Raw genomic sequence first — 14,202 nt, 5'->3', positions numbered from 1 at the left:
CAATTTTAATGTAACGCAAGTTTTACAAATTCTAGAGACATGACAAAAGAATTCGTAATTCGGGATGCAAACAGGAGTTACGAATTACAACTTTTCAGAAGCGATATGACATAAGTCACTTGTCTCTTGACAAGTGACTTATGACAATCTTTATGAGCTAACTTTAATTGTGCTGACTTACGTAGTCTTTAGGTTCCTCACCCGTAATCGCCTCATACATTGCTTTATGAATATGAACCTGATCGACTCCACCTGGGATGCCAGGAATATCATATCCGTAGGCTTTGTAACCCTTACCAATGTATTTATCTAACTTGAACGCTTTGCCTTGGTAGTAAACTGGTACTGGACGACGAGTGTGATTCCCCCAACCATATTTGTCTTCAGGAATCGAGCCAAAACTGTGACCAACAGAAGCGGAGTCAGTTTGCGGTCCATAAGTAATTTCTTTTGCACCCTTGGTTCTGAGCAAGCTTGGGAAGTTAGGATAAAGGGTTAAATAATGGTCGTGATCTGCTGTCACAATCAATACATTCTTTTGCCAACCTCCATTGCGCTCAATCCACTTGATTGCAGTACCCACTGCCTTATCAAAGTCAAGCACTGTACCGATAATGTTATCGATATTATTGTCGTGAATTCCCCAGTCAATATCACCACCTTCTACCATCAACCAAAAGCCATCTCGGTCTTTACCCAAAACATTCAATGCTGCTTGAGTTAGGTCCGCAAGGGTAGGATTTTCATTAATCTCGCGAGCAATAAAAGATTCGGGTGTTTCACCAGGTAGGAGAGGACGGTCAGTATCGTTTACTGGTGCATCTCCTCGCTTGTAAGGATCGTTGGTACGGAAATAGAGAGAAGTCTGACGGGCAAAGTTAGCAAGACCTGTAACACTGTAATCTCCATCGGCACCGCTTACTGGGAGATTTCCTTCTTGTCCCCTAGCACCATAAAGCCCCAATAGACGTTCGCCTTTATTGGGATCGATTTCTTTAGAGGTCTTGAGTAAAACTTTTGCTGCATTTGGACCTCGTTCTAAAAAACGATAACCGTAGCGATTATCACGATTGGATGAAGCAGGTGCTTGACAAGCTTCTGTATCACTCAGAGATGTTTTGCCTGTTAATTCTTTGTAAGTTGATGACTTAATGTAGACGTAATTACAATTTCCAGGCTCTTTATAACCGGGCTGACCTGGAGTATTAACAGTATTGTCATGATCTAGGGGATGACCGCCACCTAATAACACCGTAGGTAAGAAAGTATCCTGTAGGTCAGGTCGATCTGGATTGTTATCAAAATCCGGTCGTATTGCCTGCTGAATAATGCTATCGAGGGTAGGAAAATCAGAATCATACTTAGTACGGCGATTGACAGATGCTTCAGCTGAACCGGGTGTTGCATGGCTAATGGGTACGGAAGTTAGCAAACCTGTTGATTTACCCTGTTTTCTAGCTGTTTGTAGAATTGTTTCTACAGGATTTTCAAAGATATCCACCATCGCGTTGTTGTAGCTTTTGACCCCTGTGTAAAGGGTAAATGCCGTGTTAGCTGAGTCTGGATAGCTAAGCTTAATGTATTCTGACTGACAAGTAAACCGATTGGGAATGCTACCTAATGACTTGCCTAATGGAACTTCAATATCGCAAGATGCAGGCTGAGAAGGTGTCCAAGGATTAGAACCTCCTTTATCAACTTCCCATCCTGTGAGGTTACCTAAGGAGGGGTCTGTTGCACCACCTGTCCCACTTGCGACATCAATACCGACGTTAAAAGGAAAAGGTTTAAAGGAAAAGTCAGAGCGAGTATTGCTCTGACCAGTAATAGGATTGCTTCCATCTAATGCTGAGTTGCTAGTAGCAAAGACACCACTCTTCACATCAAAAACTGTAGTACCATAGGTTGTTGCATAGGTATATCCATCCAGCTTTTGAAAGTTTAATCCACGACCTTTTCCACGAGTATACAAGGGTGCATTGTTGGCAATGGCTCCTGCCCGTGCTGGTTCCCAACCCATTCCATCACCAATCATAATGATGACGTTAACACCGTTACCTTGTGCTTCTTTCGCAGCAAAAGCAGGCTCTTCGATTAGAACTGTTGAAATCAACAGCAGACAGCTAGCAATCCATGCGATAAGCCGGGTACGGCTTGCGCCAAGGGCGATCGCTCTTACGCACTTTTCAAACCAGGAAATCATGAAGTTCCCCTGACAATTAATGTAGGAATGTTTTGTTCGACTGTGAAATTTCTCTACTCAAATCTTGCACAAATGGCAGAAACGAGGTTTCTCACAACTCTTACAATTTAGCTCTGCCACAACAAGAACTAGAGCAAAGCACTTCCTTCCCAATGCCTATTGCTCCACATTCAAGTTAAACTCTCGCTCTATTGTTGAGAAACCTTATTTTTTAGGTTTTGTTGATAATGCTGCAAGTTCTGACTCTATTGAAACTTTTCGACCCAAGAACCATTAAAAGTTGGCAAATGATCTGAATCTCTAGTTACTCCAACAGACCAATAAGAGTTTTCAGAGTGGTTTCTTGGAGTGTATGCGTGCAAAGAACTCTGGTGATGAGAGCTACCTACCACTGAAACCGACGTTATAAAATGCAAGCCCAATGCTAGTAAAAACATACCTACCAAGCCAACTAAAAACCAAGTTAGCTTTTTTAGGTTATTTTTTAGGAATCGAAGCATAAAATACCACCCTATACAAAGGTTAAATCAGATTTCAGCCGTTGAGAAAAAGGTTCAGTTGGTCAGCTAAGTTTTTCCCTTGCAAGAGTCCCATTCCTCATTGGTTAAAGTTATTGCTCGTTTCTCACAAAGTTCTGTTTTTTCTCTCTAGACTCACTTGTATTTACTTTTTATACTTACCCCACTCATTTATAAATCTAATACACAATGATAATTTTTATAATTAAAGCTAGTTAAATTAAAGTTTAATTTATGGTTAAAATAATACTTTTATATATAAGAAATTTCTTATACTATCCAAACTCTCGAAGGTTTTTAGATGAAATATTATAAAGTTGCACTGTAGCGTTCAGAAGCTCCTGAAAAAAATAAAAAAGAGGTCCTCATTGACCTCTTGACAACTCCCTACAAATTGTTCTAGTTGACAGCAATTACAGCAAACCAGTATTGGTACCTTGCTTACCAGTAGCGAGTTCAACCTTAACGATTTTGCCACCCATTTTTTGAATTCTTTGCTGTTCGCGGAACCAGTTTTCGTAGGGAACTAGCTTTGTGAAGTAGGTGTTTTGCAGTTCGCGCTGAGTACGGATTCGGGTTTGGCTAGGTACGCAAGCAGTAATTTTAAATGCCCGTGACATTGTTTTCGATCTCCTGTAGTGAACGTGAAAACTTTTTTATCTCAAAAATTCTGTTAAGTGCAAATTCTTCTCTAATCACTCAAAGGCTGGAAATCAGGCGTCAATACCAGACCGCTAGCACTTAGCACTACGAAAAGCCACAAACGTTCTAGCACTCACGATTGATTTCCAGTCCTTAAAGTTGCCGCACCTAAATTCTTAAGCGCAAACTGTTTCCTAGCTTAAGCCAGAGGAAATGTAGTCTAAGTAAACGCCCATTTCCTTACCAGCATCAGGACCTACCAAGCTAGCAGTGACTTCCTTGATAGCTTGGATAGCTTGTACGGTAGCGCCAACGGGTACTCCTAAGGAGTTGTAGGTTTCTTTCAAACCGTTGAGTACGCGCTCATCTAGGATAGATGGGTCGCCAGCCAACATAGCGTAGGTAGCGTAGCGGAGGTAGTAATCCAAGTCGCGGATACAAGCAGCATAGCGACGTGTGGTGTACATGTTACCACCAGGACGGGTGATATCAGAGTACAACAGGGACTTAGCTACAGCTTCTTTGATGATTGCAGATGCGTTAGCAGCAATTGTGGTAGCTGCACGCACGCGCAGTTCGCCAGTTCCAAAATAAGCTCTGAGTTTTTCTAAAGCAGCGGTGTCCAAATACTTACCTTGAACGTCTGCAGTATTAATGACAGAGGTAATTGCGTCTTGAGCCATGTTGTTAATTCCTTATGTCCAACTGTATTGCAATACTTCTTGTTTGAGTCGGGAAACAAGTTCACCTACTGCAAAGCGCCAGCTAGGTAATCGAAGTAAGCGCTAGCTTCTGCTGCATCTTCAGAAGACAACAAAGTAGCAGCAACGTTCTTCAGACCACGGATACCTTCGGAAACAGCTTCGATAGGAGTGCCGAGAGACTTGTACATTTCACGGACGCCTACAACACCAATTTCTTCGATAGGTGTTACATCACCAGCTACAACACCGTAGGTAACTAGACGGAGGTAGTAATCTAGGTCGCGCAAGCAGGTTGCGGTCATTTCTTGACCGTAAGCATTGCCACCAGGAGAAACAACATCAGGGCGCTTTTGGAACAACTGATCGCCAGCTTGCTTAACGATGCGCTCGCGATTGTCTGTCAACACTTGAGCGATGCGAAGACGGCGATCGCCAGTGCTAACAAAGCTCTTGATCCGATCCAGTTCACCTGGGCTGAGATAACGAGCTTCTGCATCAGCATTCACGATGGACTTCGTGACAATACTCATTAATGGATTCCTCCAGAACTAATGAAACCAGAACTTTAGTTAAACTGGTGTGACTTTGACTTTGGTTGACAGAGTTAACTTGTGTCTCAAGTCGTACACAAGTTTTTTAACTCATCTACCTTCCGGAATTATTTTCGGGCATTCTGTTGAGCAATTATGACTCTTCTTAATAGTTTGTAATATTCTTTTTCATGTTTACTATTGCGGCTGCAATCTGAGCAGAATATTAAGAAATATTGCAATAGAAAACTGAGCCATAAGTCATTAGTCATTTTTCCACTAATTACTTATGACTTTTTTTACAAAACTACTTGGGTAGGCACTGCCTACCATCAATGTTGCTCGCCTCGCTCCGGTGGTTGAGCCTGGGAATATCCTTACGGAGGCTTTGCTTCCCGCACTCAACCATAGGTACCAAGCAGCCCACCGATTTGTATTTCCAGGTAGTGGCAACGAAAAAATTGCATCACGAGGGTGAACAAGGTGACCTAGGGTGGGCAATGCCAACGCTATGCCAGATCGCACCGCTCGTGAGTGGGGGCAAGAGCCCCCACCTTCTGCCTTCCCTAGCGCAAGTTAGACCGTCCTGTTAACACAGCAGGAGACAGGCTAGACCAAGATTGCTTCACTAGGTCAGCAGCTGCCTTCACACTTCCCAGGTAGTTACCTGCAGGTAGGGATGGGTAGCGTGGGTAAGGTACTACGTCCTCACCAAAGTACCGAGAGTACTCAGCACTATTGACGATCGCCTCGACAGCAACTTTCAAACCGCCATCAGCCAGCAGTTTGTTGTATTGGCGAATTTCCGCTTGGGTTGCTGGTGCGCGTCCCAAAATGTGACGGAAAAGGAACTCAATAACTTTGGTGTTGGGATAGGGGGTGTAGAAGCGCTTGCGATAAATTTCTGAACTTGCTAGTTCGCGCACGAACTCTCGTACAGAAATTTCACCATTTCGCAGTCGGCTTTCCAAGTCAGTCCGGCGGAAGTAGGCGGGAACTTGACCGCTAAACACATCCATGACTTGAACGTAAATCGCATCAATAACCTGCTGTATTTCCGCTTGGGTTGTGCCAACTGTAAAGCGGTAAATGCGTGCTGGCTTGCGGCGACTTGTACCGACACCAACTTCCACAGACTGTCCGCGTCCATCGTTAAAGGAACGACCCAGCTCGATAAACAGTGGCTGGCTCTTATCGATTTCACGAGCTTTCGCTGCCAAATCTGCGATCGCTTTCGCTAAGATCGGTGTCTTGTCACTATTGATACGCGCTTGTACTGGCTCAAAGCTGGGGACAACGATATCCTTCGTTTGCTTGGTTAACTGGTTGTACAGCTTCTGCGTATTCGGGAAGTTAGCAGCAGGCAATGTTGGGAAGCGGTTGTACGGTACTGTGTCCTCACCAAAAGCTTCCAGGTATTCTTGAGAGTTTACCAATACGTTGATAAATGCACGCAAACCTTGAGTTGCCAGTATTTGGTTGTACTTGCGAATTTCTGCTTGGTCAAGCGGTGCTCTTCCCAGGAAATGCTTGGTTCCCAGTTCAATCACCTTAGTATTGGGGTAAGGAGTATAGAACTCTTTCAGGTAAAGATTAGAATTCCCCAAACCTTCAATAAATTCTTTAACAGAAATTTCCCCGTTACCCAACTTACTTTCTAAAGCTGAGAATTCATTTTGGGCAATGTAAGGCTCAATGTTGCGCTCGAAAATCTGGCGGTATGCTGCACCGATAAGAGTTTCTACAGCCACTTTATCGCTATTAGCTGCCACCAACTTAAAGACTTTCGTTTGCTCGCGCTTCTTGGTAACACCTTGGTTAATGCGGAACTGAATATCTGGTTCTGTCCGTAATTGTTTAACAGCGCCCAGTTCCACAAAACGTGGAGTTTCTTCCTTGTCAACTCTTACACCGATATCCTCGCCAATGCTACCAACACGCAGTTTCCGTAAAGCAACACCGCCAGGAGTCAAATAACGTTCGTAAGGAACAGTATCTTCCCCAAATGCCTCGCTATACTCTTGGCTATCGATAATGGCATCAACGACAGCATAGAAACCTTTCTTCGAGGCAATATCAAAGTACTTGTTATTTTCCTGACGACCGTAAGTAGGACGACCTAACAAGCGACGGTGGATGTACTCAATCGCCTTACAGACATAGAGCGAAGTCCAGTACATTTTGCGGAACAAGTCCGACTTAGCCAAAGCACGAATAAACTCCCGCACGGAAATTTCACCGTTTTCCAGCTTAATTTCCGCAACTTTCAGACGCTGACCTTCGTAAACGTCACGACCGAACACTTGCAGGTAAGCACCTCGAATCACTGCTTGAGTGGAGCTTTCCGAGAACTTAACACTGGTTCCCGTAGGTGCTTTTTTACCTCTTGTACCGGGTAGCTGATCCAAACGGAAGACCTTGGGTCCCAAAGTACCGGGGAATGCGCCTCTTGCTCTTGGATTGCTGTTTTGGTTGTTAATGCCAGGTCCAGAGTGAATCAGGATGCGTTTGGTATCCTTACCAAAAGGAGCGGGACGGTTGCTTGGGTTCCGAGTTTCTTTCGGGAAGATTGCCCCAAACTGAATTTCTAATGGGTCGTTACCAGAACCGTAGGGATGCTGGTCGGGGAGTGGTTGTTCGTAGTCAGCGAACAGTGTAATAAATTGAGGAACTTTGCGGAACGGTGCGCTGTAGTTAAACAGGTCTTGCTGCGGTCCCCAGTTGCGACATTCTTGGGCTTCTTGACCCAGACCCCGGATGTAGGGTACTGTTTCTTCACCAAAGTAATCGCCATATTCCTCAGAATCTACCAAAGCATCAATGAGCGCCGATAGACCGCCTCTAGAAACAATATCAAAGTACTTTTGTACTTCTTCTCTGCTGCTTGGTCCTCTTCCCAAAAAGTGACGGAAAGCAAGTTCTAAGGCGCGGCTGTTAATAAAGGGGAGGAAAAACTGTTTTTGATAAAGTGGAGATTTGCCAAGGCGACGGACAAACTCTTTCATTGACAGAGTGCCATTTTTTACTTGAGATTCCAGGTAAGAAATGGACTGACCGTAAGCACGAGTAATATCACGCTCAAAAATTTGCCGATAAGCCGCTTTCACGACTTCGGTTTTTTCTGTTGCTGACAATCCGGGCTTCATCACAAACTTAGGACGCCGTTCTGCCGCATTAAAGTAAATTTGTGGCAGTGCCAAACCCTGTTGGTCTCCGGAAGGACGTTGGCGCACTTTGTTAGAAGGGCTGGGTGCTTTGAACTCCGTAATCAAAACATCCATGTACTGAGAAACAATCTCAGTACCTTCTGGATTTTTGCGGAAATATGAAAGCGCTGCAATTTTCATTTCCTGCAAAGCAACAATTGTCGCTTCACCAGAACAAGCATTTTCAATAATTTCTCGCAAACCACGGGTATTGACCGCAATAATGTTGGGGTCACCAGCCACAATCGCATAAGTTACGTAGCGCAAAAACCACGATAAGTCCCGCAAACTTTTTGCCATGTTTGCCGGACCGTAACGCGCAACGTTGATGGGTCGGAAACCCGGAGGAACTGGAGCACCGGGTGAGGAGTTAAAGATAGAGCGTAAGTTTTCTAAGAAACCACCACGAGATTCAACATAGGTGACGGTTCCCAACTTCATGCTGTCTCTGACATCGCCAGATACACCAACCGCTGCCATCTCAGGTTCCCTTGGCTTTTCTAAGAAAGACATTGGTGAACCACCGACGAATATTCGGTTGGCAGCCCGAGAGACGATAATCTCGGAATTGTCCGTGAGTGTCTGGGCGATTTCTAGACGCTTGACACCCGACGCAAAATAATTTGCCAGTTCATTGAGTTCCCCAGCACCCAGAAAGCGATCTTGCTGCTCTGCTTGGGAAATTGTTGAAACAGCTAGGGTTTGATATAGTTGCGGACGCGCAACTGAGCTTCCACCACTTGCCTTAACACTCATCGGATTTGTAAAACTCCCATCATATTTTTTCTTGTGTTAAGTCTGGGTTGCTCTAGGCTTGACACGGGCGTGTTTTTATGCCTAAAGAATGCTGCCTTAAAGACTGCCAGAAAAAATTAACCCAGTCAGCTTTTAGATTAGAACGTTTTGCGTTTTCTCTGGGGCTTTATTAAGAAGTGTGTAGAAACTATAGTTCTTTTGTATCAAACTATAAAGCAGCCACTCCAAGCTCTCTGAGAACTCATTGAATTTTTGTAACAAATTATTGCAATTTTTAGGAATTGGGGAAAAGGGGGACAAGGGGGACGAGGGAGAAAAGGGGGACAAGGGGGACGAGGGAGAAAAGGGGGACAAGGGGGACAAACTTATAGAAGTACCAATCAACCTATCACCCATCCAAAAACTTCAATCCCATCCCCTCATCTCCCCAATCTCCCATATTCCGCTACATTAAGAAATGCTGTAATTTTGCTCTACGAGATGTCCGACCCTCAAACGATTAGTGCTGCTGTCGCCAAACTTTACAACACCTACCCCTTCCCTCCCGAACCGTTATTAGATGAACCGCCCCCTGGTTATAATTGGCGCTGGAATTGGTTGGCTGCTTATAACTTTTGTACGGGTCAAAAACCTGACAAACAGGATATCCGTATTTTGGATGCTGGATGTGGTACGGGTGTGGGAACTGAGTATCTCGTTCACCTCAATCCTCATGCTCGTGTTGTCGGTATCGATCTCAGTGCTAATGCTTTAGCGGTGGCAAAAGAGCGCTGTCAGCGTTCTGGTGCAGATCGTGTGGAGTTTCATCACCTGAGTTTGTATGACGTGGAACAGGTACCTGGTGAGTTTGATTTGATTAATTGTGTGGGCGTTCTTCACCACTTACCCGACCCCATTCGTGGAATTCAATCTTTAGCGAAGAAGTTAGCTCCCGGTGGTTTGATGCATATCTTTGTATACGGAGAGTTGGGACGCTGGGAAATTCAACTCATGCAAAAAGCGATCGCACTTCTTCAAGGTGACAAGCGGGGCGATTACCGCGATGGTGTTCGTGTTGGACGGCAAATATTTGCTTCTTTACCAGATAATAACCGCATTCTTAAAAGGGAACGGGAACGATGGTTGTTGGAAAATCAACGGGATGAGTGCTTTGCTGATATGTACGTACATCCCCAGGAAATCGATTACAACATAGAAACTTTGTTTGAACTCATTGATGCTTCGGGATTGGATTTTGTCGGTTTTTCCAATCCGAGTTTTTGGGAGTTGGAGAGACTTTTGAGTAAAGCACCGGAGTTAGTAGAGCGAGCAAAAGATCTGAGCGATCGCCAGCGTTATCGCTTAATAGAATTATTAGATCCAGAAGTGAGTCACTACGAGTTTTTCTTGAATCGTCCACCGCTACCCAAAGCAGATTGGTCAGAACTAGACACAATACTAGCAGCAATTCCAGAAAGAAATCCATGCATAGAAGGTTTCCCCAGTCAATGTCTGTTGAACTACGATTACCAACTTGTTAACTTATCAGAAGCGGAGTTAAAGTTTTTACAAAGTTGTGATGGGAAATCAACAGTGGGAGAAATTTTGGCAAGCTTACAGTTAGAGTTAGATAGGGTACGAGAGCTTCTCAAACAACAGCTCATTATGTTAACACTAGGTTGAAATAGTGACGTTGCCAACTTGAGACGCACAGCCCCACTAAAAAGGTAGAATAAGAGTTAAAAGAATATTTGCTTGACTCCTTATTGATATAAGGTTGGACAGACCCCTAGCTTCTTCAAGAAGTAGGGGATCTTGGAGTCAATCAATGGGTAAAAAGGTAAAAAATTATCCTTATTTATCCAATTTTTTTGTATTAAAAATCCTTTTTATGCTTTTGTATCTACCAATTTTTTTTCTTCAGACAATAAGTTAATTGTTTTTTTCTAAAGTATTGTTACCCAATCGTGATATGATTCAGCTGGCTGAGCAAACAGTCAACACAAATAACTGTACTGGTTTCAACTCCCGTGAGCTTGTCAGACGACTCAATTAAATCCATGCCAACAACAGGACAAGATGCAAAGCCCGGTTTGGAGAATCCAGAACGGAAAAGCTCTTCTATGCAAGAGTTTTACAATCTCTACCGAGAATTGCTGGTCATCACTCTTGTCTTGACAGGGATTATATTTATCTGTGTATGGATTGTGTATTCCCGAAACGTGGCTCTGAATTACTTACTTGGGGCATGCGCGGGTGTGGTTTACTTGAGGATGCTGGCAAAAAATGTTGAGCGGTTGAGCAGAGAAAACCCCAAGCTGAGCAAAACTCGGTTAGCTTTATTAGTAGGAGTTATTGTACTGGCATCACAGTGGAATAAACTGCAAATATTGCCAATATTTTTGGGATTTCTCACCTACAAAGGTACGCTTCTCATTTACGTAGTTAGGGGGGCATTTATCCCTGACTCGTCAAAGCTCCAGTAGACCTAAAAGGCGATGGCGCGAGTGCTTTTCGGGAGGAAAATCCATACCGCGTTACGGCTAAAGCCGTAATCGATCGCTTATCGCTTGCCTGTTTATCTCCAGTTAAGATTGGAGAGTCGAACGACATGGAAAGAAAATGGTAAATTTTCTGAACGTTTTCTATTCTTTTCCTCTTGCCTCATTGGAAGTGGGTCATCACTTCTACTGGCAATTGGGTAACCTGAAACTGCACGGGCAAGTTTTTCTCACCTCTTGGTTTGTAATTGCTATTTTAGTAATAGCTTCACTAGCAGCTACTCGCAGCATCCAAAAAATTCCAAGCGGCATACAGAACCTCATGGAATATGCCCTGGAGTTCATTCGAGATCTGACAAAAAATCAAATTGGTGAGAAAGAGTACCGCCCCTGGGTGCCATTTATCGGCACGCTGTTTCTGTTTATCTTCGTATCGAATTGGTCGGGCGCTCTGGTTCCTTGGAAGGTTCTTAAGTTACCGTCGGGAGAGTTGGCTGCTCCGACCAATGATATCAACACGACAGTAGCACTGGCGTTACTGACTTCGTTAGCTTACTTTTACGCGGGTTTTAGCAAGCGCGGTTTGGGTTACTTCAAAAAGTATATAGAACCGACGCCGATCTTATTACCGATCGCGATTCTTGAAGATTTCACCAAGCCCCTATCCCTAAGCTTCCGACTATTTGGTAACATTTTGGCGGATGAGTTAGTTGTGGCTGTGTTGGTTCTCCTAGTTCCTCTGTTCGTACCTCTGCCAGTCATGGCTTTGGGGTTATTCACCAGTGCCATTCAAGCCCTGGTGTTTGCCACCCTAGCTGCGGCGTACATACACGAGGCGTTAGAGGGACACGGTGAAGAAGAACATGAAGGTCATCATTGACCTTCTCAATCAGATTTTAGGTGTTTGAATGTTAAATTCGAGTCACAATCTAAAATCTAAGAATCTCTCAAATCAAAAACCACTCATTTTGTAGTAAAGGTAAGGAAATCAAGATGGATCCATTAGTTTCTGCTGCTTCAGTTCTAGCTGCTGCTTTGGCGATTGGTTTGGCTGCGATTGGACCTGGTATTGGTCAAGGAAATGCTGCAGGTCAAGCAGTAGAAGGTATTGCCCGTCAGCCAGAAGCTGAAGGAAAAATTCGCGGAACTTTGCTATTGACCCTAGCGTTCATGGAATCCCTGACCATTTACGGTCTGGTAATTGCTCTAGTACTATTGTTCGCTAACCCATTTTCCTAAGACTTAAAACTTGTCAGTTGTAAAGACGCGATGCTTCAAGTCCTTACAACTGACAGATTCTAGAAAAGTCAATCGATCCTTGATAGCGATAGGATCTCCAAAATGAAAGGTTAGATGATTGTAGATGCCACTAAAACAGCGGTTCGAGCCGAATAAGGAGAGAAATGTTTGATTTCGATGCTACTTTGCCGGTAATGGCATTGCAGTTCCTGCTGTTGGCAGCTTTATTGAACGTCATTTTCTACAAGCCATTGACCAAAGCGCTGGACGATCGGGAAAATTACATCCGGACGAACAATCTTGAAGCTAAAGAACGTTTGGCTAAAGCCGAGCGCTTGACTAAAGACTACGAGCAGCAGTTAGCAGACGCTCGCAGACAAGCACAAGCTGTGGTAGCACAAGCTCAGGCTGAAGCACAAAAGATAACTGCCGAAAAAGTAGCCGAGGCGCAAAAAGAAGCCCAAGCTCAGCGAGAAAAGGCAGCTCAAGAAATAGACCAGCAAAAACAAGAGGCTTTTCGTTCATTAGAGCAACAGGTCGATGCCCTCAGTAGGCAAATTCTAGACAAACTACTGGAACCAACTTATTAGATAGAGCGGTTCCATGTAAGCTTACGCGCAACGGGGCGTTGCTCCGGTCAGCGCTTCATTCGAGTGTCAATTTGACACTTTTTCCCTTGGGGAAAATTCAACGTAACTAGCAAGGGAGCAGCGCAGTTGTAAATGGGTATCATAGGGACTGTTTTATTTTTAGCCACTGAGGCAGTCGCAGGAGCAGAACCAGAAGGCGGTTTCGGTCTAAATACAGACATTTTAGAAACCAACATCATCAACCTAGCGATTCTCATTGGCGTCTTATTCTACTTTGGGCGCAATGTTTTAAGCAATACCCTGAACGAACGGCGCTCAAATATTGAAGCGACAATTCAGGAAGCAGAAGCGCGTGCAAAGGAGGCAGCGAGCGCCCTCTTTGAGGCTCAGCAAAGGCTGACTCAGGCGCAAGCAGAGGCACAGCGAATTGTCAAAGCGTCTGAAGAAAGTGCTCGCGCATCTCGTGAAGCAATTCTGGCAGAGGCAGCTAAGGACGTGCAACGCTTGAAAGAAACGGCATCTAGGGATTTAGACACCGAAAGAGAAAAAGCGATCGCAGAAGTAAGAGCGAGAGTCGTCGCTTTGGCATTACAAAGAGTCGAGTCGCAACTACAGACTGGAATTGCCGAGGATACTCAACATAGATTAATCGATCGCAGCATAGCGCTACTTGGAGGACGCTGATGGCAAGCAATGTAGCAACATCCGAAATAGCCACTCCCTATGCCGAAGCGTTGATGTCACTAGCTCAAGCAAGAAACCTGACAGATCGTTTCGGCGAGGATATCCGTTCGTTACTGGGTTTGCTTTCGGGAAGTGAAGAGTTGCGAAACTTCCTTATTAACCCGTTTGTGAAGCTCGAAGACAAAAAATCTGTCATCACCCGTATCCTTGGAGATGGTGCTGATACTTACTTCCGGAATTTTTTGCTGCTGCTGGTAGATAGAAGGCGGATTGCATTGCTCGAACCCATTTGTCAGCAATATCTAGCGCTTTTGCGGCAACTCAAACAAACTGTTCTTGCGGAAGTTGTTTCTGCAGTTCCCCTTTCCGAAGCACAGCAACAATCTGTCAGAGAAAAAGTCATTGCGTTGACGAATGCTCGGGAAGTGGAATTGGATACAAAAATCGATCGCGATCTGATTGGTGGTGTCATCATTAGAGTAGGATCTCAAGTGATTGACGCTAGTATAAGGGGTCAGCTGCGCCGCCTATCATTACGCCTAACTAGCGCCTGAAAAATTATGAATGGTGAATTGATGAATTATGAAAATAATTTATAAAATTCATAATTCATAATTCATAATTCATAATTCATAATTCATAATTCCTCA

Annotated in this window: 12 protein-coding genes; 7 read left to right on the top strand and 5 right to left on the bottom strand. The window is 44.2% G+C overall.

The features are described from left to right. Positions 1-163: 163 nt before the first annotated feature. From AB0756_RS14300 to AB0756_RS14280, 5 genes are all read right to left on the bottom strand, one after another. Positions 164-2,203 (bottom strand): alkaline phosphatase, encoded by a 2,040-nt coding sequence (locus AB0756_RS14300; RefSeq protein ID WP_038079444.1) that lies wholly within the window; start codon positions 2,201-2,203, stop codon positions 164-166. Between the two features lie 931 nt (positions 2,204-3,134). Then, positions 3,135-3,341: a phycobilisome linker polypeptide gene (locus tag AB0756_RS14295; RefSeq protein ID WP_038079442.1), complete on the bottom strand. Its 207-nt coding sequence runs from the start codon at positions 3,339-3,341 to the stop codon at positions 3,135-3,137. 216 nt (positions 3,342-3,557) lie between these two features. Then, positions 3,558-4,046 (bottom strand): allophycocyanin subunit beta, encoded by a 489-nt coding sequence (gene apcB, locus AB0756_RS14290; RefSeq protein ID WP_017744941.1) that lies wholly within the window; start codon positions 4,044-4,046, stop codon positions 3,558-3,560. Between the two features lie 65 nt (positions 4,047-4,111). Beyond that, the gene (gene apcA / locus AB0756_RS14285) at positions 4,112-4,597 is read right to left on the bottom strand and encodes an allophycocyanin subunit alpha (RefSeq protein WP_038081660.1); all 486 of its coding nucleotides are present in this window, start codon (positions 4,595-4,597) and stop codon (positions 4,112-4,114) included. A gap of 566 nt (positions 4,598-5,163) precedes the next feature. Continuing rightward, positions 5,164-8,559: a phycobilisome rod-core linker polypeptide gene (locus AB0756_RS14280; protein ID WP_038081658.1), complete on the bottom strand. Its 3,396-nt coding sequence runs from the start codon at positions 8,557-8,559 to the stop codon at positions 5,164-5,166. Positions 8,560-9,039: 480 nt separating this feature from the next. Here AB0756_RS14280 and AB0756_RS14275 point away from each other — a divergent pair, with 480 nt between their 5' ends. The 7 genes from AB0756_RS14275 (at position 9,040) to atpH (ending at position 14,106) form a co-directional block, all read left to right on the top strand. Then, on the top strand, positions 9,040-10,221 hold the full coding sequence (locus AB0756_RS14275; RefSeq protein WP_038081656.1) for a class I SAM-dependent methyltransferase: 1,182 nt from the start codon (positions 9,040-9,042) through the stop codon (positions 10,219-10,221). A gap of 347 nt (positions 10,222-10,568) precedes the next feature. Then, complete coding sequence (locus tag AB0756_RS14270; protein WP_038081655.1) at positions 10,569-11,024, top strand: ATP synthase subunit I; 456 nt, start codon at positions 10,569-10,571, stop codon at positions 11,022-11,024. A 136-nt stretch (positions 11,025-11,160) separates the two neighbouring features. After that, positions 11,161-11,919 (top strand): F0F1 ATP synthase subunit A, encoded by a 759-nt coding sequence (atpB, locus tag AB0756_RS14265; RefSeq protein WP_038081653.1) that lies wholly within the window; start codon positions 11,161-11,163, stop codon positions 11,917-11,919. A 113-nt stretch (positions 11,920-12,032) separates the two neighbouring features. After that, positions 12,033-12,278 carry an ATP synthase F0 subunit C gene (atpE, locus tag AB0756_RS14260; protein ID WP_008233924.1) on the top strand — a complete coding sequence of 82 codons (246 nt, stop codon included), beginning with the start codon at positions 12,033-12,035 and terminating at the stop codon, positions 12,276-12,278. Between the two features lie 164 nt (positions 12,279-12,442). Continuing rightward, positions 12,443-12,868 (top strand): F0F1 ATP synthase subunit B', encoded by a 426-nt coding sequence (locus AB0756_RS14255; protein ID WP_038081650.1) that lies wholly within the window; start codon positions 12,443-12,445, stop codon positions 12,866-12,868. Between the two features lie 132 nt (positions 12,869-13,000). Next, a complete protein-coding gene (locus AB0756_RS14250; protein WP_038081649.1) occupies positions 13,001-13,552 on the top strand; it encodes a F0F1 ATP synthase subunit B in 552 nt (183 codons plus the stop codon). Beyond that, complete coding sequence (atpH, locus tag AB0756_RS14245; protein ID WP_038081647.1) at positions 13,552-14,106, top strand: ATP synthase F1 subunit delta; 555 nt, start codon at positions 13,552-13,554, stop codon at positions 14,104-14,106. Before AB0756_RS14250 ends, atpH begins: the two co-directional genes overlap by 1 nt. Positions 14,107-14,202: the final 96 nt, after the last annotated feature.

This window comes from Tolypothrix campylonemoides VB511288_2, from assembly GCF_045999855.1.
GTDB lineage: Bacteria > Cyanobacteriota > Cyanobacteriia > Cyanobacteriales > Nostocaceae > Scytonema > Scytonema bouteillei_A.
The sequence above is the reverse complement of the archived record's forward strand: the minus strand, read 5'-3'. Positions and strand labels throughout refer to the sequence as shown.

Coding starts and splice junctions, on each gene's coding strand:
- AB0756_RS14300 (WP_038079444.1), bottom strand. CDS start 2,203: ATGATTTCCTGGTTTGAAAAGTGCGTAAGAGCGATCGCCCTTGGCGCA.
- AB0756_RS14295 (WP_038079442.1), bottom strand. CDS start 3,341: ATGTCACGGGCATTTAAAATTACTGCTTGCGTACCTAGCCAAACCCGA.
- apcB (WP_017744941.1), bottom strand. CDS start 4,046: ATGGCTCAAGACGCAATTACCTCTGTCATTAATACTGCAGACGTTCAA.
- apcA (WP_038081660.1), bottom strand. CDS start 4,597: ATGAGTATTGTCACGAAGTCCATCGTGAATGCTGATGCAGAAGCTCGT.
- AB0756_RS14280 (WP_038081658.1), bottom strand. CDS start 8,559: ATGAGTGTTAAGGCAAGTGGTGGAAGCTCAGTTGCGCGTCCGCAACTA.
- AB0756_RS14275 (WP_038081656.1), top strand. CDS start 9,040: ATGTCCGACCCTCAAACGATTAGTGCTGCTGTCGCCAAACTTTACAAC.
- atpB (WP_038081653.1), top strand. CDS start 11,161: ATGGTAAATTTTCTGAACGTTTTCTATTCTTTTCCTCTTGCCTCATTG.
- atpE (WP_008233924.1), top strand. CDS start 12,033: ATGGATCCATTAGTTTCTGCTGCTTCAGTTCTAGCTGCTGCTTTGGCG.
- AB0756_RS14255 (WP_038081650.1), top strand. CDS start 12,443: ATGTTTGATTTCGATGCTACTTTGCCGGTAATGGCATTGCAGTTCCTG.
- AB0756_RS14250 (WP_038081649.1), top strand. CDS start 13,001: ATGGGTATCATAGGGACTGTTTTATTTTTAGCCACTGAGGCAGTCGCA.
- atpH (WP_038081647.1), top strand. CDS start 13,552: ATGGCAAGCAATGTAGCAACATCCGAAATAGCCACTCCCTATGCCGAA.